Source organism: Arthrobacter sp. MYb229, assembly GCF_002975405.1.
Taxonomy (GTDB): Bacteria; Actinomycetota; Actinomycetes; order Actinomycetales; family Micrococcaceae; genus Glutamicibacter.
Genome location: NZ_PCPS01000001.1, coordinates 469,385 through 489,233 on the forward strand (window position 1 = coordinate 469,385; position 19,849 = coordinate 489,233).

20 protein-coding genes are annotated in these 19,849 nt (G+C 64.1%); 9 read left to right on the forward strand and 11 right to left on the reverse strand.

Going from position 1 to position 19,849, the window contains the following annotated elements; genetic code table 11:
• The first annotated feature begins 138 nt into the window (after nucleotides 1-138).
• The 3 genes from CQ019_RS02275 to CQ019_RS02285 all read left to right on the forward strand — a co-directional run bounded on the left by CQ019_RS02275 (nucleotide 139) and on the right by CQ019_RS02285 (nucleotide 1,561).
• Nucleotides 139-921, forward strand: coding sequence for a TIGR00730 family Rossman fold protein (locus CQ019_RS02275; protein ID WP_096284552.1), 783 nt, complete (start codon nucleotides 139-141; stop codon nucleotides 919-921).
• Between the two features lie 23 nt (nucleotides 922-944).
• Entirely contained in the window at nucleotides 945-1,268 is a 324-nt protein-coding gene (locus CQ019_RS02280) for a DivIVA domain-containing protein (protein WP_258133822.1), read from the forward strand.
• A 125-nt stretch (nucleotides 1,269-1,393) separates the two neighbouring features.
• The gene (locus CQ019_RS02285; protein WP_096284556.1) at nucleotides 1,394-1,561 is read left to right on the forward strand and encodes a DUF3117 domain-containing protein; all 168 of its coding nucleotides are present in this window, start codon (nucleotides 1,394-1,396) and stop codon (nucleotides 1,559-1,561) included.
• A 65-nt stretch (nucleotides 1,562-1,626) separates the two neighbouring features.
• Here the strand turns inward: CQ019_RS02285 and CQ019_RS02290 are convergent, their stop codons facing one another.
• Complete coding sequence (locus CQ019_RS02290; protein WP_096284558.1) at nucleotides 1,627-2,286, reverse strand: O-methyltransferase; 660 nt, start codon at nucleotides 2,284-2,286, stop codon at nucleotides 1,627-1,629.
• A 141-nt stretch (nucleotides 2,287-2,427) separates the two neighbouring features.
• Between CQ019_RS02290 and sigE the strand changes: the two genes are divergently transcribed.
• Together sigE and CQ019_RS02300 are read left to right on the forward strand one after the other, a co-directional pair.
• Nucleotides 2,428-3,051, forward strand: coding sequence for an RNA polymerase sigma factor SigE (gene sigE, locus CQ019_RS02295; protein ID WP_255248371.1), 624 nt, complete (start codon nucleotides 2,428-2,430; stop codon nucleotides 3,049-3,051).
• Nucleotides 3,052-3,118: 67 nt separating this feature from the next.
• On the forward strand, nucleotides 3,119-3,511 hold the full coding sequence (locus tag CQ019_RS02300; protein WP_096284562.1) for a sec-independent translocase: 393 nt from the start codon (nucleotides 3,119-3,121) through the stop codon (nucleotides 3,509-3,511).
• Nucleotides 3,512-3,516: 5 nt separating this feature from the next.
• On the opposite strand, the gene CQ019_RS02305 is transcribed toward CQ019_RS02300, so the two are convergent.
• The 3 genes from CQ019_RS02305 to CQ019_RS02315 are packed head-to-tail and all read right to left on the reverse strand — an operon-like array spanning nucleotide 3,517 to nucleotide 6,523.
• Nucleotides 3,517-4,620 (reverse strand): Mrp/NBP35 family ATP-binding protein, encoded by a 1,104-nt coding sequence (locus CQ019_RS02305; protein ID WP_258133823.1) that lies wholly within the window; start codon nucleotides 4,618-4,620, stop codon nucleotides 3,517-3,519.
• Nucleotides 4,617-5,225: a DUF1003 domain-containing protein gene (locus tag CQ019_RS02310; protein WP_096284564.1), complete on the reverse strand. Its 609-nt coding sequence runs from the start codon at nucleotides 5,223-5,225 to the stop codon at nucleotides 4,617-4,619. Before CQ019_RS02310 ends, CQ019_RS02305 begins: the two co-directional genes overlap by 4 nt.
• 47 nt (nucleotides 5,226-5,272) lie before the next feature.
• The gene (locus CQ019_RS02315; RefSeq protein ID WP_096284566.1) at nucleotides 5,273-6,523 is read right to left on the reverse strand and encodes a magnesium transporter MgtE N-terminal domain-containing protein; all 1,251 of its coding nucleotides are present in this window, start codon (nucleotides 6,521-6,523) and stop codon (nucleotides 5,273-5,275) included.
• A 132-nt stretch (nucleotides 6,524-6,655) separates the two neighbouring features.
• Between CQ019_RS02315 and CQ019_RS02320 the strand changes: the two genes are divergently transcribed.
• A complete protein-coding gene (locus tag CQ019_RS02320; RefSeq protein ID WP_181148223.1) occupies nucleotides 6,656-7,504 on the forward strand; it encodes a general stress protein in 849 nt (282 codons plus the stop codon).
• Between the two features lie 174 nt (nucleotides 7,505-7,678).
• On the opposite strand, the gene CQ019_RS02325 is transcribed toward CQ019_RS02320, so the two are convergent.
• Nucleotides 7,679-9,226 (reverse strand): aminopeptidase P family protein, encoded by a 1,548-nt coding sequence (locus CQ019_RS02325; protein WP_105553013.1) that lies wholly within the window; start codon nucleotides 9,224-9,226, stop codon nucleotides 7,679-7,681.
• Nucleotides 9,227-9,292: 66 nt separating this feature from the next.
• Here CQ019_RS02325 and CQ019_RS02330 point away from each other — a divergent pair, with 66 nt between their 5' ends.
• Nucleotides 9,293-10,138, forward strand: coding sequence for a PHP domain-containing protein (locus tag CQ019_RS02330; RefSeq protein ID WP_096284570.1), 846 nt, complete (start codon nucleotides 9,293-9,295; stop codon nucleotides 10,136-10,138).
• Here the strand turns inward: CQ019_RS02330 and CQ019_RS02335 are convergent.
• From CQ019_RS02335 to CQ019_RS02360, 6 genes are all read right to left on the reverse strand, one after another.
• Nucleotides 10,123-11,004: a site-specific DNA-methyltransferase gene (locus CQ019_RS02335; protein WP_105553334.1), complete on the reverse strand. Its 882-nt coding sequence runs from the start codon at nucleotides 11,002-11,004 to the stop codon at nucleotides 10,123-10,125. The genes CQ019_RS02330 and CQ019_RS02335 overlap by 16 nt on opposite strands.
• 74 nt (nucleotides 11,005-11,078) lie before the next feature.
• On the reverse strand, nucleotides 11,079-12,698 hold the full coding sequence (locus tag CQ019_RS02340; protein WP_105553012.1) for a DEAD/DEAH box helicase: 1,620 nt from the start codon (nucleotides 12,696-12,698) through the stop codon (nucleotides 11,079-11,081).
• 266 nt (nucleotides 12,699-12,964) lie between these two features.
• Nucleotides 12,965-14,431 (reverse strand): RNB domain-containing ribonuclease, encoded by a 1,467-nt coding sequence (locus CQ019_RS02345; protein ID WP_105568842.1) that lies wholly within the window; start codon nucleotides 14,429-14,431, stop codon nucleotides 12,965-12,967.
• Between the two features lie 101 nt (nucleotides 14,432-14,532).
• Nucleotides 14,533-14,754 (reverse strand): DUF3107 domain-containing protein, encoded by a 222-nt coding sequence (locus CQ019_RS02350; protein ID WP_096284576.1) that lies wholly within the window; start codon nucleotides 14,752-14,754, stop codon nucleotides 14,533-14,535.
• A gap of 63 nt (nucleotides 14,755-14,817) precedes the next feature.
• Nucleotides 14,818-15,441, reverse strand: a complete 624-nt coding sequence (locus CQ019_RS02355; protein ID WP_096284578.1) for a TetR/AcrR family transcriptional regulator — start codon at nucleotides 15,439-15,441, stop codon at nucleotides 14,818-14,820.
• A 134-nt stretch (nucleotides 15,442-15,575) separates the two neighbouring features.
• Nucleotides 15,576-16,916 carry a glutamyl-tRNA reductase gene (locus CQ019_RS02360; RefSeq protein WP_105553010.1) on the reverse strand — a complete coding sequence of 447 codons (1,341 nt, stop codon included), beginning with the start codon at nucleotides 16,914-16,916 and terminating at the stop codon, nucleotides 15,576-15,578.
• Between the two features lie 149 nt (nucleotides 16,917-17,065).
• Between CQ019_RS02360 and hemE the strand changes: the two genes are divergently transcribed.
• Both hemE and hemG read left to right on the forward strand, forming a co-directional pair.
• A complete protein-coding gene (gene hemE, locus CQ019_RS02365; RefSeq protein WP_105568843.1) occupies nucleotides 17,066-18,121 on the forward strand; it encodes a uroporphyrinogen decarboxylase in 1,056 nt (351 codons plus the stop codon).
• Nucleotides 18,122-18,238: 117 nt separating this feature from the next.
• Nucleotides 18,239-19,819 (forward strand): protoporphyrinogen oxidase, encoded by a 1,581-nt coding sequence (gene hemG, locus CQ019_RS02370; RefSeq protein ID WP_105568844.1) that lies wholly within the window; start codon nucleotides 18,239-18,241, stop codon nucleotides 19,817-19,819.
• Nucleotides 19,820-19,849: the final 30 nt, after the last annotated feature.

Consider the following 19,849-nt stretch of genomic DNA (forward strand, 5'->3'; position numbering starts at 1 on the left):
CATAATCTAGACATTACTTCATGTGACGCACATAATGCGAGGCTACGAATGCGTCACAAAAAGTTGTTATCAAACTGTTCCGTAATCGTGCATCGGGCAATGCGCTGGATGCTGGGTGGTTACCGATAGAGTGAGGTCATGGTCCATAAGCGTAAAAGCGAAGAAAATGCGCATGCAGGGCGCAAGGTCCACGTTGAGGCGAGCTGGCCAAACAAAGAGCCAGCCGAGCAACTTGACCGCTATCTGCTGGAGAGTCCGCAGGAAGACGTCACGCATAGCGATGTGTGGCGCGTGCTGCGCATCCAATCGGAATTCGTCTCTGGATTCGGTTCGTTGGCAGGGCTGGGACCAGCGGTGTCGGTTTTCGGTTCGGCGCGCACCGATCCGGACAGCCTGTACTACAAGCAGGCTTATCGCATCGGGCAACGGCTAGCCCAGTCCGGGGTAATCACCATCACCGGTGGCGGCCCGGGCGCGATGGAGGCTGCCAACAAGGGTGCCAGCGATGCGGAAGGCTCCTCGGTGGGGCTGGGGATCGAACTGCCCTTCGAAACCGGGCTGAATTCCTGGGTGAACCGCGGCATCAACTTCCGCTATTTCTTCGTGCGCAAAACCATGTTCGTCAAGTACTCGCAAGGATTCATCGTGCTGCCCGGCGGTTTTGGCACCTTGGACGAGCTTTTCGAGGCATTGACCTTGGTGCAGACGCAGAAGATCACCGGATTCCCCATTGTCTTGGTTGGCACCGAATATTGGGGTGGGCTGGTGGACTGGCTGACGGATGTGGTTGCCAAGGAACGCGCCATTTCACCAAAGGACCTGGATCTCTTCCACCTCACCGACGATCCCGACGAAGCCGTGGACATCGTGTTGCGTAATATGGTGGAGGACCTGGACAAGAAGCAATCGAGCCGGAGCTAGCCATGCCATTTTTTCTCATAGCATTGGCAATCCTGGCCGTGGGCGGCGTGGCGTTGCTGATTTCAAGCCAACGGAAATCGGTTCCGGCCGGCCGGCATTTCGAATCCACGAGCGAGCCAATTGTGGGGCTCGTGGAGCATGAAGCGTCGTTGCCGCCGGTGTTGTTGCCGGAGCATCCGCGCGCCAACGATATTGACTCCGTGAAGTTCTCGCTGGGGCTGCGCGGCTACCGCTGCGATCAAGTAGACGACACTCTTGATGTGCTGGCTGCCGAGATCACCCGACTGGAAAATACAATTCGTGACATGGAGTCCCGGCGTGTGATTAGCGACACGACGCAAAATTAGCAATAATAGAAGATAAGTGTCCCTTATCAGCGACGAATCATCGCAGAAGGTGGACTTAGACATTGGGTTGTGCGCAAGGCAAAAAATGTTGCGCGCGTTAGCCACGGACGAAGGGAACAGCTCATATGGCTGCGATGAAGCCACGTACCGGTGACGGGCCGATGGAAGTCACCAAAGAGGGTCGAAGCCTGATTTTGAGACTGCCAATCGACGGCGGAGGTCGTCTGGTGGTGGAGCTGAACAGTGCGGAAGCAACTGAACTGCGTAACTGTCTAGTTGGGGTCACCGAATAATTCTTTAGCAAACCGAGGGCCGGCAAGATGCCGGCCCTCGGTTTTTCTACCCGCCGAACGCCCCGCTAGCGCGCTTTAGGTGCGGGCAGCACCGTGGCCACGAACAATCCCTGCTCGCTGGGGAAGAGGTGGGTCTGCAGCTTCGGGTCCTCGCGCAGCAGGCGCAGGGCATCGCGGGTGGCGACGGTGGAGGCGCGGCGTACCGCGGGACGCGCGAGGCGGTGTTCATCGAATGCGTTATTCAGCACGATCACCCCGCCCGGACCCACCAGGCGCTTGGCCTCGGCCACGTAGTCCAGCAGCAGTTCCGCGCTGGCATCGATGAGCACCAGGTCATAGGCGTGGTCGGCCAAGCGGGAGAGCACGCTTTCGGCGCGCTCGTTGATGATGCGCACGCGAGCCGAGAGGATTCCGGCTTCGCGCAGGCCCTGGCGCATGGCGTTGGCATGCTCCAGATCCGATTCGATGGCCGTCAGCGTCCCCGTGGCGCCCATGGCTTCGAGCATCGCCATGGAGGCGACGCCCACTCCGGAGCCGATCTCGACGATGCTGTGCGGGGCGCGCAGGGTGCAGAGCAAGGCGAGCATCGAGCGCCCGGCCGGATCGATGCATCGAACACCAAGATCCGCGGCCCGTTCGCGTGCGGCAAGCACATGATCGCGCTCGGGCAGCTGGTTTTGGCTGAAGCCCCAGCTGGCGAGGAGTTCTGGATTCATCGAAGGCATGAGTGTGAGGTCCTTGGGGTTGTCTGTCGGGTGGTCCGGAGACCATCGTACCTACCGAGTTGGGCCGATCTTGGACGAACTGCTGGCAGGTGCGCAGGCGATTCTTAGCTTCAGCTCAGCTTTCCGGGTCACAATTGAAGAGTGAACACTGCAAGTAGCCAGCTAATTGCCCCCGTGGACGGCCCCGAAACCGAGACCCCCTCATGGGACTCCATGGTGCACGACCATGGCGAACGGGTCTTTCGTTTGGCGTACCGTCTGACCGGTAACCGCCAGGATGCCGAGGACCTGTCGCAGGAAGCCTTCGTGCGGGCGTTCAACGCGTTGGAGAAGTACACGCCCGGCACCATGGGCGGATGGCTGCACCGCATCACCACCAACCTGTTCCTCGACCAGGCGCGGCGCAAGTCCAAAATCCGTTTTGACCGTTTTGCCGAGGGCGCCGAGGACCGCTTCCCGAGCAACGCGGTCACCCCCGAGCGGGACTTCGAATTCAACAATCTGGACGTGGATGTGGCCAAGGCGCTCAAGGCGCTCGCCCCCGACTTCAGGGCGGCGATCGTGTTGTGCGATATGGAGGGCTTCTCCTATGAGGAAGTCTCGCAGATCCTGAATGTGAAGCTGGGCACCGTGCGGTCGCGCATCCACCGTGGGCGCGCCATGCTGCGAGACGCCTTGGCGCACCGCAACCCGGCCAACCGCGCCCCGTTGACCGTGAGCCTGCCGCGCATCCCGTTGGGGCTGCGCACCGCCAAGCAGGGCTGACGCATAAGTCATCCGCCGTGGCGCGGTGACTTCGACCATTCGAAGCCGACAAGGTAATCTTTCATACGTGGAGTTAATTGGAATCAATGGCGGAGAATTCATCATTCTCGCCATCCTCGCAGTGGTGATCTTGGGTCCCGAGAAGCTTCCGGAGTACGCCAAAAAACTGGCTAACCTGGTCAAGGAACTACGCCGCATGGCCAATGGCGCCAAGGAGCAGCTGCGTGAAGAGGTCGGCGACGAGGTCGCAGACATGGACTGGCGCAAGCTGGACCCGCGGCAGTACGATCCGCGGCGGATCATCAAGGAAGCGCTCGTCGATGAATTCGACGAGGCGGTGAACGCGGCCAAGGCGCCGCCGCACCCCGCGCAGGCCCCGGTGCGAACGGCCGTTGAGACCGCCAAGCAGCAACCGCTGGCGGCCGACGAGCTGGCCCCCTTTGACACGGAAGCCACCTAGAACCTCTAGAAGGACATTGGCAGCGATCGCCCGGCAAGCCCGCGCGGCCGCTGCCCTAATTTCTGCGCCAGCTGGCGCAGGGAACCTGCCACCGGCGACTCCGGGGCGCCCAGCACCACCGGGACCCCTCGATCCGAGCCCACCCGCACCGCCTCTTCCAGCGGCAGCTGGGCGAGCAGCTCCACCGGATATCCGAGCTGTTCGCTGAGCGATTCGCTCAGCCGCAGCCCGCCGCCGGTTCCGAAGATCTCCATCTTGCCGCCGTCGGGCAGGCTCAGGTAGCTCATATTCTCCACCACGCCGATGACCTGCTGCTTGGTTTGCAAGGCAATGGTTCCGGCGCGTTCGGCCACCGCTGTCGCGGTGGACTGCGGGGTGGTGATCACCAGCAGTTCGCTATTGGGCAGCAGCTGCGAAACCGAGATCGCCATATCCCCGGTGCCCGGGGGCAGGTCCAGCAGCAGCACGTCCAGGTCCCCGAAGTACACGTCGGTCAAGAACTGTTCCAGCGCGCGGTGCAGCATCGGCCCGCGCCAGATCACCGGCTGGTTCGAGTCCAGGAACATGCCGATGGAAATGACCTTCACCCCGTGGGCCACCGGGGGCAGGATCATCTCGTCCACGCGGGTCGGTTTCCCGGTGATGCCCATCAGCGCCGGGATCGAGAAGCCGTGCACGTCGGCATCGATCAGCCCGACCTTCAACCCGTCCGCGGCCATGGCGGCCGCCAGATTCGCGGTGATCGAGGACTTGCCCACCCCGCCCTTGCCGCTGGCCACCGCGATCACCCGGGTCAGCGAATCCGGGTCGGAGAATACCGTGCGCTTGGCTTGCAGCTTCGCGCGCAGCTCGGCGCGCTGGACCGGGTCCATCACATCCAGCACGACGTTCACCGCCGCCACCTCGGGCAGCTCGCCCACCGCCTTGGCCACGTCGGCCTCGATGGTCGAACGCATCGGGCAGCCGGCGATGGTCAGCAGGATGCGCACCTTCGCGGTGCCCGCGACCAGTTCCGCGGAGCCCACCATGCCCAGTTCGGTGATGGGGCGGCGCAGCTCCGGGTCGATTACGGATTCAAGGGCGCGGTGCAGGGCCGCGGATTGGGTCACTTTGGGTTTGCCTTCCGATGCTGGGAGCGGTTGGAGTCAACCGTGTCAATTAACCCGGTGGACGGATTGCTGTGCTTGTTCTTGCGCTTGGCGCGCAGATGCAGGTCTTCGCCGTCGGTGGTTTCGAGCAGTTCTTCGAGCACATTGCGCAGTTCGGAACGCACATAGTCGCGGGTGGCGACATCGCGCATGGCCAGGCGCAGGGAGGCGAGCTCCCGGGTGAGGTATTCGGTGTCGTAGAGGTTGCGCTCGGCGCGGTTGCGGTCCTCGGTGAGCGAGACGCGGTCGCGGTCATCCTGGCGGTTCTGCGCGAGCAGCAGCAGCGGGGCCGCATAGGAGGCCTGCAAGGAGAGCATCAGGGTCAGCGCGGTGAAGCCGATGGCCGCGTCATCGAAGCGCCAGGCGGCCGGGGCGACGGTATTCCAGACGAGCCAGAAGGCGCAGAAGATCGTCATGTAGAACAGGAACTGCGGGGTGCCCATGAAGCGGGCGAATTTCTCCGTCGCCGAACCGAAGAGGTCCGGATCGGGGGAGAACTTCGGCCAGAACCGGCTGCGTGCCGAAAGGGGAGTATCCAGCCCGTTGCTCTTGCGCTGTTCGGCCATCCGGTGAACTCCTTTGCTGCTGATCGAGAATGCTGAAGCTTGCCGGCCTAATCCGCCGAGCGCCAGTCATCGGGAAGAATGTGGTCCAGGACGTCGTCGACGGTGATGGCGCCGACGAGCCGCCCCTCGTTGTTGACCACGCCCACCGAGGTGAGGTTATAGGTGGCCAGATGGCGGACCACGTCGGTGATGCTCGACAGGTCCGACATCGGTTCAAGTTCCTTGTCAAGAATATCGCCCAAGGGCTCCGGGGGAGCGGCGCGCAACAGCGCCTGGATGTGAACTTGGCCCAGGTAGCGGCCGGTGGGGGTCTCCAGCGGCGGACGCACCACATAAACCGTGGAGGCCAGCGCCGGGCTGATCTCTTCGAAGCGGACCGAAGCCAGCGCCTCGGCCACCGTGGATTCCGGGGTGAGGATCACCGGCACCGGGGTCATCACCGAACCGGCGGTGCCTTCGGGATAGGCCAGCAGGCGGCGCACGTCCTCGGCCTCCTCCTCGTTCATCAGCTCCAGCAGCTGGTGCTTGGTCTCCTCTTCCACCTCGGCGAGCAGGTCGGCCGCGTCATCCGGGTCCATCTCCTCGAGCACATCCGCGGCGCGCTCCAAGCTGAGCGCGGAGAGGATTTCGACCTGTTCGCGGTCCGGAAGCTCCTGCAAGACGTCGGCCAGCCGGTCATCTTGCAGATGCGCGGCGACTTCCAGCCGGCGTTTGCCGGTCATCTCATGCAGCGCGTCGGCGAAGTCGGCGGCCTTCATCTCATCGTGGGTGGCCACGAAGTTATCCGCGGACTGCGGTTCGCTCTGCGCCCCCTGGCGGATCTCCTCCCAGGAGACCAGCACCTTGTTGCGGCGGCGGGTGCGCAGGCCCAGCAGCGTGCTGGTCGTCTCCAGGCGCTGGACGAAGTACTCGTTGATCTCCCAGTCCCCGCGCCGGGTCTGGGTCAGCCCCACGTCCTCGATCAAACCGCGCCCGGAGGCATCGAGGAAGGTGACCGTGCGGTCGAACATTTCGGCGACGACGAGCATTTCCTGCCCGCGCTGCTGGAAGCGGCGCATGTTGACCAGTCCGGAGCAGATGACCTGGGTGGATTCCATCGACTGGATCCGGGTCATCGGCACGAAGACGCGGCGTTTACCCGGAACTTCGACGACCACGCCGACACAGGCCGGGGCCCGCTGCGGGCCGCGCGAAACGACGACGACGTCGCGTAGCCGGCCCAGGCGATCGCCCAAGGGGTCGAAGACGTCCAGCCCGAGGAGCCGGGCGACAAAGATTTTAGAAACGTGTGCGCTCACCGTTCTAGCCTAGCGTGCAAAGGGGCCGTTGGCGGTGTGCTGGGCCACGAAGCGGCACAGGATTCTTTCACCCTCAGCGATAGTGGGTGTACAACTGGGCGCACTCACAGTATTAGCGTGCACAATATAGGTATGACCTCGCCGCATGGAGTAAATTCAATCAGCCCCAACGGTTTGCCCCGTGGCGAACTGCTTGGGCGCTACACCAGCTATCTGGATGCCCAGAAACTGGTCGACTATCTTGCAGATAACAACTTCCCGGTCTCCGCCGTGAGCATCGTGGGCAACGACGTGCGCACCGTGGAACGGGTGACCGCGAAGCTTTCCTACCCGAAGGTGGCGCTGTCCGGCGCGGCGCAGGGCGGCATGATGGGCCTCTTCGTGGGCCTGCTGCTCTCGCTCTTCGGCGGCAGCGGAACCGGCCTGTACCAGATCCTCTCGGCCATCGGGCTGGGCATGGCGATCTGGATGATCGCCGGAGTCGTTTCCTACTCGATGCGCCGGGGCAAGCGCGACTTCGCCTCCTCGAGCAAGTTCGTGGCGACCAGCTTCGACGTGGTCGTGGACTTCGAGCATTCGCAGACCGCCCGGCAGCTGGCCGCCCAGCTGCCGATGCGTCCGCAGCCGGCACCGGGCAGCGCGCCGGCAGCGCAGCCGGTACAGCCGCCCGCCGCCCCGGTGGCGCAGCCAGTACAGCCGCCCGCTGCGACGCAGGCTCCGGCAGCTCCGGCAACGGAAGCAGCGCCCGCACCGACCAGCCAATTCGGCGACCTGCCAGATGGCCGCCCGCGCTACGGTGTGCGCGTGGACGAGCCAAAGCCCGCGGCGCCGGCGCAGCCCGAGGCGCAGGATGTGGCGCAGGCCGAGCCGACGGTTAAACAGGATGCGGTGCAGCCGCCCTCCGGCGAAGCCGCCCCGGAGACGGCCGGCCAGCCACAGGCCGAAGCCAAGGAATCCGAAGAAGAGACCAAGCAGCAGTAACCAAGCGCAGCAAACCCGCCACGAAGTTTTCCGCACCGAGCGGAGCAGCGTGGCGGGTTTTTGCTTGCCCGCTGGTCCGCGGCAGGCAGCCAGCGACGCAAAAAACCAGGGGCAGCCGGGCTTCCGAGGTGGAAACCGGCTGCCCCTGGCAACTGTGCAATGACCGCTGGCGGACTAGCCGCGCAGCTTTGCCATCCACGCCTCGACCTCGTCGGGCTTGCGCGGCAGGGCCGCGGAGAGGTTCACCGCACCATCGGCGGTGACCAGGATGTCGTCCTCGATGCGCACGCCCAGCCCGCGGTACTCTTCCGGGATGGCCAGGTCCTCATTCTTGAAGTACAGGCCCGGTTCGATGGTGAACACCATGCCCTCGACGAGTTCCGCGTCCAGGTACAGATCCGCACGGGCCTGGGCGCAATCATGCACATCCAGGCCCAGATGGTGGCTGGTGCCATGCGGCATCCAGCGGCGGTGGTGCTGGCCTTCGGGGGACAGCGCCTCCTCCAGGGAAACCGGGAGCAGCCCCCAATCCTGCAGGCGTTCGGCGAGCACGGTGGTGGCGATGAGGTGCAGGTCGCGGAACTTCAGCCCCGGGCGGACCGCGGCGTAGGTTGCATCGGCGGCGTCGAGCACGGCCTGATAGACCTTGCGCTGCAGCTCGGTGTACTTCCCGGAGACCGGCAGGGAGCGGGTGATGTCCGCGGTGTAGAGCGACTCGGCTTCCACTCCGGCGTCCAGCAGCAGCACCTCACCCTCGTTGACCTCGCCGGTGTTGCGGATCCAGTGCAGGATCGTGGCGTTGTTGCCCGAGGCGGCGATGGTGTCATAACCCAGTTCGTTGCCCTCGAGGCGGGCGCGGGCGAAGAAGGTGCCCTCCACGATGCGTTCCCCGCGCTGGTGGGCGATGGCGGCATCCAGGTTGCGCACGACGTCTTCGAAGCCTGCGATGGTGGCATCCACGGACTTCTGCAGTTCGGCTAGTTCGTACTCGTCCTTGACCAGGCGCAGCTCGGAGACGAACTCGGCGAGCTCGTTATCCAGCGCATCGCTGGCCTCCAGATCCTGTCCGGTGTTGATCCGCGAGGTATCGACCAGCGCCTCGACGTTCAGGTCGATCTCGCGCATCAGGCGGATGCGGATCCCGCCCAGGGCCTGCGGTCCCGAGTTCTTGGTCAGCGCATTTTCCAGCAGATCCAGCGACTGCGTGGAGATGCCGGTGCGGGCGGACATGGTGCTCAGCGTGGGACGCGGGCCCACCCAGAATTCTCCGGCGCGCGAGTCGAGGTAGAAGTCCGAGCTGTCCCGGCCCGCCATCGGCGCGAAGTACAAGGTGGCCGCGTGGTTGCCGCCCTGGTCCCCGGCCCCGTCGTCGGTTGGCTCCAGCACCAGGACCGCATCGGGTTCGTGGTCGACGCCCAGACCGGTCAGGTGCGCGAAGGCCGAATGCGGGCGGAAACGGTAGTCCGTATCATTCGAGCGGACCTTTGCCGGGCCGGCCGGAATGACCAGGCGTTCGCCCGGGTAGTGCGCGGAGAGGGCCGCACGGCGGGTGGCTGCAAAGCTTGCGGCAGGATCTGCTGCGGGAAGCTGGGAGGTGTCCGGCGCCCAAGAGGAAGCCATGAACTTCTTGAATGCTTCCGAGGTGGGACGCTGGGAGCGGTTGTTGACGCGATCTTCGAGCGGCTGGTCGTTGCCCGAAGGCGAAGAAACTTGATTGGTCATACTACTTAGTGTGTCACCGATTCGGGTATCCGGGCAAAGTAGCAGTAGGCCAGCTAATCTAGGGATATGCGAATTGACCTGCACACCCATTCAAATGTTTCGGATGGGACGCAACCGCCTGCCGAACTGATCGCGGCCGCGCAGCACGCCGGATTGGATGTGGTGGCGCTGACCGATCACGATCAGACCGCCGGGTGGGGCCAGGCGCGGCAGGCCGCGGCGAAACTTGGTGTGGGTTTTGTCCCCGGAATGGAAATCACCTGCCAGGACCATCAGGGAATCAGCGTGCACCTGCTGTGCTATCTGCAGGACCCCGGCTATCAGCCGTTGCTCGATGAATTGGATCTTTCGCGCAATTCCCGGGTCATCCGCGCCCAGCGCATCGTGGATCGGCTCGCCGAAGATTTTCCGATCAGCTGGGATTTGGTCTCCGAGCATTGCCAGCCGGGCGCCACGGTGGGACGCCCGCATATTGCCGACGCGTTGATTACCGCGGGGGTGGTGGAAAGCCGCAATGAGGCCTTCGCCAACATCCTCTCGGCGCGCTCGCGATACTACGTGGGGCACCCGGCCATCGACCCGCGCGACGCGGTGCGCCTGGTCCTGGAAGCCGGGGGAGTGCCGGTCTTCGCGCACCCTGCGGCCGCCTTGCGCGGACGGGTCGTGCCCGAAGCGACCTTCCACGAGATGATCGATGTGGGACTGGCCGGGGTGGAGATCCACCACCGGGACAACAGCGCGGAAGGCAAGCGCTTCCTGGCCCGGCTGGCCAAGCAATACGACCTGATCGTGACCGGTTCTTCCGATTACCATGGGGCCGGAAAACTGAACCGGCTCGGTGAGAATCTCACCGAGCCGGACATGCTGGATCGAATTATTGCGGCGGGAACCGGAGCTCAGGCCTCTTTGTAGGTGGTGGTTTCCGGCAAGCGGGAACGCATCACCTCGATGGCCTCGGCGTTCTGGTCGATCAGCACGAAGCGCCGATTCAACTTCGCGGCTACCGCACCGGTGGTCCCGGAGCCGGCGAAGAAATCCAGCACCCAGTCGCCTTCGCGCGATGAGGCGGCGATGATCCGACGCAGGATACCTTCGGGCTTCTGCGTCGGGTAGCCGGTCTTCTCCTTGCCGGTCGGAGAGACGATGGTATGCCACCAGACATCGGTGGGCAGTTTGCCCAGGGCGCGCTTTTCGGGGGTCACCAGACCGGGAGCCATATACGGTTCGCGGTCCACCTCGGCCGAATCGAAGTGGTACTTCTTCGGGTCCTTCACGTATACCAAGATGGTGTCGTGCTTCGCCGGCCAGCGGCTTTTGGCGCGGGCACCGTAGTCGTAGGCCCAGATCAATTCGTTCAGGAAGTTCTCGCGCCCGAAAATCTGGTCCAGCAGCACCTTGACGTAGTGCACCTCGCGGTAGTCCAGGTGCACATAGAGCGTGCCGTCTTCGGCAAGCAACCGGTGGGCTTCGTGCAACCGGGGCTCGATGAAGCTGAGGTAGTCATCGAAGCTGTCGTGATAGGAGCGCGCGGCCCCCAGCTCGGTGTTGTAGGAAAGACCCTTGAAGCCCACCCGATCGCCTTCGCCCTCGGCGGCCCGCACCATGGTGCGTTGCGCCCGGGTTTGCTTCCGGCCGGTGTTAAACGGCGGGTCGACATAGATCAGCGTGAAACTCCCGTCGGGCAGTTCCGACAAAGCCTTCACATTGTCACCGTGCAGCACGGTATTTTCCTGCGCCGGAGCGCCCGCGGTGAGTGCGGGCGCTCCGGTTTCGGGCAGGGTGGAATCCTCTGGTTGAGCGAGCACCGTTGGTACTGAATCCTTTCGGAAGAAGAATGGAAACGGAGAACTAATTAGTCCTGCGTTCCACCTTCGGTGCTGCGGGTGCGGCGGCGGGGCCGGCGGCGCGCACGCGATTCCTGCTCGGAGTCGGTGCCGGCAGCTGGCTGTTCCTCGTGCTGGTGGGTTTGGCGGTGGCGTTCGCCCTCGCGCGCCGGGCGGTCCTGCTTGCCCTTGGAATGCCCGTGGCGGCTGGCGCCCTGGTCGCCGGACTGTTCGCCTTCGACGGTGCGGGTACGGCTGCGGCCACCGGTGCTGCGCCTGCGCGGGGTGCGCTCGGTGCGCTCGGCTTGGTCGCGGCGCGGGGAACCGTCGCCCTCGGCCGGCGCGGTCTTCTTTGCACGCTGCAAGCGGCCCTTGGTGCCCTTGGGGATGTCCAGGTCGGCGAAGAAGTGCGGGGAGGAGGAGTAGGTTTCGACCGGCTCGGGCACATTCAGGCCCAGCGCCTTGTTGATCAGCGACCAGCGAGGCACCGAATCCCAGTCCACGAAGGTCACCGCGATGCCGGTGTTGCCGGCGCGGCCGGTGCGGCCCACGCGGTGCAGGTAGGTCTTCTCGTCATCCGGGCACTGCAGGTTCACCACGTGGGTGACGTCGTCCACGTCGATGCCGCGGGCCGCGACGTCGGTGGCGACCAGGATCTCGACCTTCCCGGCGCGGAAGGCCTTCAGCGACTGCTCGCGGGCCCCCTGGCCGAGGTCCCCGTGCAGGGCGCCGGCGTTGAATCCACGGTCGATCAGTTCGTCGGTGAGCTTGGCTGCCGAACGCTTGGTCTGGGTGAAGATGATGGTCTTGCCGCGGCCCTCGGCCTGCAGCAGGCGGGCCACCATCTCGTCCTTGTCCAGGTTGTGCGCGCGGTAGACCAGCTGGCGGATGTTGCGCTTGGTCAGCGAATCGTCGTCGCCCGGGTCGGTGGCGCGAATGTGGGTCGGGCGGGACATGTAGCGGCGGGCCATGGTGATCACGGCGCCCGGCATGGTAGCCGAGAACAGCATCGCCTGGCGCAGCGGCGGCAGGGCGGCCAGGATGCGCTCCACGTCGGGCAGGAAGCCCAGATCCAGCATTTCGTCGGCCTCATCGAGGACCACGGTCTTGATCTGCTTCAGGTTCAGCACGCGCTGGCGGTTCAGGTCGATCAGGCGTCCCGGGGTGCCGACGATCACGTCGGTGCCGGCCTTGAGCGCGTTGATCTGCTCCTCGTACGGGCGGCCGCCGTAGATGGTGGTGATCGAGATATTCGAGTGCTTCGAAGCCTGCGCCAGGTCGGCGCCGACCTGAATGGCCAGCTCGCGGGTCGGAGCCACGATCAGCGCCTGCGGGGCGCCGGGGAATTCGAGCTTCTCATAGCCCTTGTCGCCCTCGCGGATGACGCGCTGCAGCGCGGGGATGCCGAAGCCCAGGGTCTTGCCGGTACCGGTCTTCGCCTGTCCGATGATGTCGTTGCCACCGAGCGCCACCGGAAGGGTGAGCGACTGGATGGGGAATGGGTACTCAATACCTGCTTCGAGCAGCGAAGCGACGATGTCTTCGCGGACCTTGAGCTCGGCGAAGGTCTGCTTGGGAACCTCTACGTCGGCGGTATCAATTGGCTCGGGGAGTTCGACCTGTTCGGTCGATAGCGTCGTGTCGGTCACGATGTGTGTGTTCTCGTTTCATTTGTGGCACCGGTACTGGTGCTGCCAGCCCTGAGCTTCCAGGGGGCCGGCACCTGCCGGTGCGGGTCCAGCGGAGCCGATCGCGTCATACACGTCAACCGCCGCACGGGCGGATGTCGCAATGGTGACCGCTGGGAAGTCACCACGAAACTGTTCTCTTCGTTCAGCACGGTGCGACCGGGCATCCTAAATAGTGATAGCCCAAGCATAGCCTCTCCGCGCCGGATTCCCGTCGGCCGGGGGCGCTAGCCAACGATGTCGAACATGATCTTGCGTGTGGCGGGGTCCGCCGAACGCAGCGTGACGGTGACCAGCGTGCCTGGTGCCGCGCTTCCGGTGAACTGCCCGGTGATCGGTTCGGTGACCAATTGCAGGTTTCCGGGGCGGTCCTTGGCCTCGGTCGAGGCGGGATCGCCATTGTGCGCTCCGGTGGCCTCGCGCAACACGATGGCCTCAAACCTCTCGCCGACCCGGTGCTGCAGGACGTAGGCCTCGATCAGGTTGATGGCCGCCCGGGAGATCTGATTCGCCGAAATTGAACTTTCCCGCATCAGCCCCGGCAACTGCTCCAGCGCTTCGCGCAACTCGTCCGGGATGGGCTTGGCATGGGCTTGCAGGAAGCAGCACAGCAGCACGAAGCGGTCCACCAGGCGGCGCAACGGTGCGGTGGTGTGCGCATAGGGGGCGGCCAGCGCCGCCTGCTCCATCTCGTCTTCGTTTTGCCCGTTGATCACGTCATAGTCTGCGCCGCGGAACAGCGAGGCGGCCCGATGCATGATGACCAGCTGCCGCGGATCATTCACGTCTAGGGTGCGTAGATACTGGCCGTAGTTAAGCTGTCCATCCCAGGGGTGTCCCAGCAGCTTGGTCTGCTCCTTGAATTCTGCCAGGTCCTTCTCATCCGGGGCCGGCATGGTGCGCAGAATTCCGGTGCCGTGATCGAGCATGATCCGGGCGGCGGCCATGCCGGTGAGCAGGGAAATCTGCGCGTTATAGTCTTCCAGCGGCAAGGGCTGGCGGCTGACCAGTTTGTAGCCGCCATTGTCGGGCTCGACCTCTTGATCCGGAAGGTTCAGCGAGGCACCGCCGCGCAGGCGTTCCTGCTCGATGCGCACCGCGCCGATTTGTGCCAGCAGCTCCAGCTGCTCCCCGCCGTGGCCGGAGTCCAGCTTCGCTTGCGCGGAGGCGTAGTCCAGCATTTCCCGGGATTTGATCGTGGTGCGGCGCAGCTGCACGTCGGTGATGGCCCCCGCGGAATCCAGCGTGATAAGCCACAGGAATACCGGGCGGACCGCGCCGGGCAGCAAGGAACCGGCATCTTCTGAAATCAGCGGCGGGTGAAGGTTGATCTTGCGTTGCGGCAGATAGTAGGTCTGTCCGCGTTCCCTGGTGACCTCATCGAGTTTTGAGTTCAAGGCGACGAATGTGGGAACGTCGGCGATCGCATAGTGCACCAGGTAGCCGTCGTCTTTTCGTTCCAGGTACATGGCCTGGTCGAGATCCGTGGCACCCTCGGGGTCGATCGTGAAAAACGGCAGCGCGGTGTCGTCGTGTTCCGGTGCCCGCAAGTTATCGACTGCCTCCTGGGCAGCTTTGAGGGTTTGCTCGTCGAAGGGCGCGGGGACCCCCAATTCGCTTTCCAAGGCGAGCAGCAGCTCGTCCAGATTCGCTGCGGCATGTTTGCGGGGGCTGTGGATTCGTGGATTGGTCACACACCTAGGATTATCACAGAAGAGTGATTCAAACCACGATTAACGCAGCGTGGCCGCCCCCAAATGCCGGGGGCGGCCACGCTAGCGCAGGAAAGTTTGCCTTACTGGGCGAAGCCCACGCGGCGGGCCTCTTCGGGACCAACCTCAACATAGGCGATACCGGCCGCTGGGACCAGCACTTCGCGGCCCTTGGGATCCTTCAGCGATAGCATCGTACCCTCGGAGATCGCCTTGGATAACAGCTCGTTCACTTCGGCGTTGCTCAGCTCGGACTCGAGCACGACTTCGCGGGCTACATTCTGAATGCCAATCCGGATTTCCATGATTGTCAATGATCCTCTCGAAAGAATTACGAGTCCCGTCAGGGGCCTCTGAAACAAATCTAGCTAGTTTTCCTTCGGGAACCGTGAAATTCCGCGCCAAGCTAAACGCGAGATCAGGTCGACTGCGGTTTCCTGGTCCACCGGCTCGCCGCTGGTGGCCCAATATCGTGCCGAAACCTGGGACAGGCCGGCCAAGGCGCGCCCCACAAGCAACCCTTCGTCCTCGTCGAGGTCGGTATCTTTGACAACAACCTTCGAAATCGAAGTTGCCAGCGCATTGTTGAATTCTTCAATGCGTGCGGCGACCAGCGGATCGGAGAGCACATCCGACTCGAAGATCAGCCGATAGGCCTGCGACTCACGTTTGATGTACTGGTAATAGGTGTTGATCGTTTCGAAGACGCGTTGGCGGTTTTCGTTTGTCGAGGAGATTGCGTCATCCAGCAGCTTGGTGAAATCGGCCAGATGCGAATCGAGCAAGGCCAGATAAAGTTCTCGCTTGCCGGGGAAATGCTGGTAGAGCACCGGTTTGGAGACGAGTGCAACCTCGGCGATCTCGTCCATCGAAGCCCCGTGGTAGCCGTGGGCTACGAATACCTGGTGGGCTGCCTGCAGCAGCTGGCGGCGGCGCGCTTCGCGAGGCATCCGCTGGGTGCGTGGATTCTTGATTTCCCCGAGTTCCGCCATGATGTAGACCTTTCAACCTGCTGCGTGTGGTGGTTGCCGGCGAATGCTCCGCCCGTAAAACCACCACCTACTTGCAAGTAGTATTCCATGTCGCGCCGAAAATATCGCCAGCGACGGCGGGGTGTCTGAAGTGCTTAAGCGCTTTGCTCCAAGGGAAGTACCGGGCAGGCGGCGTTATCTGCAGATTCTGCGTCGACACGCACCGGCTTGGCCGGCGCGGTGGCCGCGGAACCGGAGAGATCCAGCCCGTAGAGGGTTTCGAGGGCTGCCACATATTCGTCGGTACGGCCTTCGGCCGCCAACTCGCGGGCCCGCATGGTTGGCACGTGGAGCAGCTGGCGCATCATCCGGCGCATGGCTAGTTCCACTTCTTCGGCCGCGGCGGTGCATCCGTGCTGCGCGCGGACCTTCGCTACTTCGGCGTCCAATACGGTCTTGGTGTGGGCGCGCAGCGCCACAATGGCGTGGTCCGCTTCGCGCTCGCGCTGCGCGGCGGAGAATTCGCGGGCGGCCTTGGTGACGATCCTGGTGGCGTCGTGCACGGCCAGAGCCTGGTCGTTGGGCGCTGCCATCCGAACCGATTCGAGGGTGATGAGCTCAACGTCGGCCAGTTGCGCAATGGTTGGATCAAAATCGTGGGTCAACGCCATATCGATGGCTATCAGCGGCTGGCCCTCAACGCGCAGTTCCTCCAAGGTATGGCTTTCCAAACGGTTTCCACCGCCGGAACAGCCGACGATGACGTCGGCTTCGCGCAGGGCTTGGGTCAGGTGCTGCTCGCTCAGCGGGAAGCCGCCGCGCTTATCGGTGAAATCCGTGGCCCGGCCCGAGTGGGAGTACACGCTGATGCGCTTGACGCCGCGTTCCTTCAGCAGCGCCATGGTGGCGCCCGCATAGGATCCGGTCCCGAAAAGCACGATGTCCTGGTCTTGCCAGCTGCGGCTGCCATCCATCAGCTCTTCGGCGAGATCCAAGGCCACCGAAACGACGGATTTTCCTTGGGAGCCCAAATCGGTGCTGCTTCCGACATCCTTCGCGGCGCGCGTGGCGTTTTGGAAGAGCCGGGTGAGGCTGCTCGTGGCTGTTTTCTCCTGCTGGGCCTGGGTCAATGCGCGACGGACCTGACCGGCAATTTCACGTTCGCCCACCACAGCGCTGTCCAGGCCGGCGCCCACGGAGAAGAGGTGGTCGATTACCGGTTCCCCTTCCAGGGTGGTCAGCCGGCGGGCGAGGAAGTCCGCGGACAGCTCGGTGTGCGCGGAAAGTTCATTGACCAGATGCTCGGTGGCATCTTCGACGTTTTCCACATCCGCATAGACTTCGAACCGGTTGCAGGTGGCCAGCACCACGGCACCGTTGATAGCCGCCGAACCATTGATGGAAGCGGCGGCTAGCCCGCTGGCCGAAGCGCTCAGTTGCGCCACGGTCTCCAGGTCGAGCTGTGAATGCGATGCGACAAGAGATAAGAAAACCACAATGTTCCAAGAATAGGCCGAATTAGGGCAGCTAAACAACGCAGGCGAACCTAACTGATGGGGGTTTTGGCCCGTAATGTTGCTCACCTTCCCCTGAGGGTGAACGGCACAAATGGGCTTTTACCTGCAAGAGTTGGCATCATTGAATCATGACTCTGTCGCAGAACCATCCCTTCGTTGATGGACGTACCTCCGATTCCGCATTGATCCAGGCCCTGACCGGTCGCACACCGAGCCACCACCCGGTGTGGTTCATGCGCCAGGCAGGGCGCTCGCTGCCCGAATACCTCAAGCTCCGCGAAGGCGTGAGCATGCTTGACTCGTGCCTGGACCCTGCGATGGCCAGCGAAATCACCTTGCAGCCGGTGCGCCGGCACAAGGTCGACGCCGGCATCTTCTTCTCCGATATTGTGATTCCCTTGCGGCTGGCGGGCATCGGCGTGGACATCGTCCCCGGTGTCGGCCCGGTCCTGGACAAGCCGATCCGCACCGCAGAAGACGTGGCCAATCTGCCCGAGCTCACCGATGAATCCCTGGACCCGATCCGCGAAGCGGTGGCGCTGACCGTCGCCGAGCTGGGCAGCACCCCGTTGATCGGTTTCGCCGGGGCACCGTTCACCGTGGCCGCCTACATGGTTGAGGGCAAGCCGAGCCGCGACCACCTCGGCCCACGCACCATGATGCATTCGGAACCCGAGGTCTGGGACAAGCTGATGAGCTGGGCCGCCGACGCTTCGGGCAAGTTCCTGCGCGCCCAGGTGGAGGCCGGCGCCTCCGCCGCGCAGCTGTTCGACTCCTGGGCCGGTTCGCTGTCCCTTCCGGATTATCAGCGGTTCGTCGCCCCGTATTCTTCGCGTGCGCTGGACTTCGTCCGCGATACCGGCGTGCCGCTAATCCACTTTGGCACCGGCACCGGCGAATTGCTGACCGCCATGCGCGACTCCGGCGTGGACACCGTGGGCGTGGATTACCGCATCCCGCTGGAAACCGCGATCGAGCGGCTGGGCCAGAGCGTGTCGGTGCAGGGAAATATTGACCCGGCCCTGCTCACGGCCCCCTGGGAAGTGCTCGAAGCCCACGTCCGCCAGGTCGTAGCCAGCGGCGCCAAGGCCCGCGGGCATGTGCTCAACCTGGGGCACGGCGTGCCGCCAACCACGGATCCGACGGTGCTCACCCGAGTGGTTGAACTAATCCACTCGCTCTAGGCACACAGGGCTAGGCTAGGTTTCAAAGACAGATCTCCGCTTCCGGGACGCGCCGGCAATCCCGGCACGTCCCGTTCGGCGGGGAACATCGAGTTGAAGGTGGAAGGTGCAGCGCCCATGACCAAGAATCAGCGCAACGCCCCGGCGGCAGACAAACAAGGTGCACGTCCGGCGGTAAAAATCCGCCGTGATCTCGCCGGAGACACGGCAGCACATGCCCTGCGCCTGCTGGAAAAGGTCCGCGCGGCCGCGGAAACCCGGGCCTCGAAAGACAGCGCACCGCACGCTGCCGCACCGCACGCGATAGTTGTCGGCGGCGGTATCGCCGGATTGGTGGCCGCGCGTGAAATGAGCCAGACCGGATACCGGGTTACGGTCCTTGAAGCCTCGGACAATTTCGGTGGCTGCCTGCGCCGGGTTGAGGTCGCCGGCCTGGCCCTCGACGCCGGAGCCGAGTCTTTCGCGTTGCGCGGCGGCACCGTCAGCGCATACCTCGATGAGCTGGATCTGAGCGAAAAAATCGCCCAGACCTCCGGGGTCGGCGCCTGGCTGATCCAGGGGGACGCCGAAAACGTCGAGGCTAATCCGCTGCCGCCGAGCTCCTTGCTGGGGATCCCCTCGAATATCCGCAGCGATGAGGTGCGCCGAATCATCGGCCGGGCCGCCACCGTGCGTGCCGCGGCCGATCTGGTCACGCCGATGCCCAAGAAGTGGGCCACGGAAAAGCTTTCGCTCGCCGAGGTGGTGCGCCACCGCATGGGGCAGAGCGTGCTTGACGCTTTGGTCGCCCCGGTAGTCAACGGGGTGTACTCCACCGACCCGGCACGGATCGACATCGACGCCGCAGCCCCGGGGCTGCGCGAAGCAATGCAGCGAACCGGATCCCTGGCCAAGGCCGTGGCCCAGCTGCAGGGCGATGCCCCGGCAGGTTCGCGAGTCGCCGGCCTGGACGGCGGCATGTACACGCTGGTGACGACGCTGACCGAGCAGCTGCAGGAATCCTCGGTGGCGCTGGTGCGCAATTCGCCGGTAACCGAGATCCGCCATCACGACGGGGCCGCGCAGCCGTACACCGTGCAGACCCTGGGCCAGGAGCTCGGCGCGGACCGGGTAGTCATTGCCACCGAGGCCCAATCCGCGCTCAAGCTGCTCAACCCGCTGCTTGAAGAGCAGCAGCGCATCAGCGCCGAGGCCGAGGCCAATTCCATCGCCCTGGTGGTGCTCGTGGTCGATAAGCCAGAACTCGACGATGCGCCGCGCGGTTCCGGGGCGCTCGTGGCCAAGGAAGCGCCCTTGGCGGCCAAGGCCATGACCCATGCCAGCGCGAAATGGCCGTGGCTGGCAGAGCAATCCGGTCCGGGCACCCACGTGCTGCGGCTGTCCTTCGGCCGGATCGGGCAGCATGAGCCGCTGGTCGAATCCGGAGACGAGCAGGCGCTGCTTGCGCAGGCAGTCAAAGATGCTTCAAAGATTCTCGGTGTTGAATTGCATCAGGACGATGTCGTGGGAAGCGCCGTGTCGCGCTTCAACGACATGGTGCCGCTGCAGGGCGAGGCCGCCAGCGCACGCCGGGCGCAGGTGAACTCGGCGGTGGAGAAGTTTGATGGTTTGGACCTCGTGGGCGCGTGGCTTGCCGGCACCGGGTTGGCCCGAGTCATCGGACACACCCGGCGGACAGTTGCCATCAGCGCCCGCTAACTAGTTTTAAAGCATGAGATAGATCAGTTG

What these genes read in the sequence shown, in the direction of transcription:
- CQ019_RS02325 (WP_105553013.1), bottom strand. Translation starts at nt 9,226, where the DNA reads ATGACCAATCAAGTTTCTTCGCCTTCGGGCAACGACCAGCCGCTCGAA.
- CQ019_RS02275 (WP_096284552.1), top strand. Translation starts at nt 139, where the DNA reads ATGGTCCATAAGCGTAAAAGCGAAGAAAATGCGCATGCAGGGCGCAAG.
- CQ019_RS02285 (WP_096284556.1), top strand. Translation starts at nt 1,394, where the DNA reads ATGGCTGCGATGAAGCCACGTACCGGTGACGGGCCGATGGAAGTCACC.
- CQ019_RS02330 (WP_096284570.1), top strand. Translation starts at nt 9,293, where the DNA reads ATGCGAATTGACCTGCACACCCATTCAAATGTTTCGGATGGGACGCAA.
- hemG (WP_105568844.1), top strand. Translation starts at nt 18,239, where the DNA reads ATGACCAAGAATCAGCGCAACGCCCCGGCGGCAGACAAACAAGGTGCA.
- hemE (WP_105568843.1), top strand. Translation starts at nt 17,066, where the DNA reads ATGACTCTGTCGCAGAACCATCCCTTCGTTGATGGACGTACCTCCGAT.
- CQ019_RS02350 (WP_096284576.1), bottom strand. Translation starts at nt 14,754, where the DNA reads ATGGAAATCCGGATTGGCATTCAGAATGTAGCCCGCGAAGTCGTGCTC.
- CQ019_RS02355 (WP_096284578.1), bottom strand. Translation starts at nt 15,441, where the DNA reads ATGGCGGAACTCGGGGAAATCAAGAATCCACGCACCCAGCGGATGCCT.
- CQ019_RS02320 (WP_181148223.1), top strand. Translation starts at nt 6,656, where the DNA reads ATGACCTCGCCGCATGGAGTAAATTCAATCAGCCCCAACGGTTTGCCC.
- CQ019_RS02290 (WP_096284558.1), bottom strand. Translation starts at nt 2,286, where the DNA reads ATGCCTTCGATGAATCCAGAACTCCTCGCCAGCTGGGGCTTCAGCCAA.
- CQ019_RS02310 (WP_096284564.1), bottom strand. Translation starts at nt 5,225, where the DNA reads ATGGCCGAACAGCGCAAGAGCAACGGGCTGGATACTCCCCTTTCGGCA.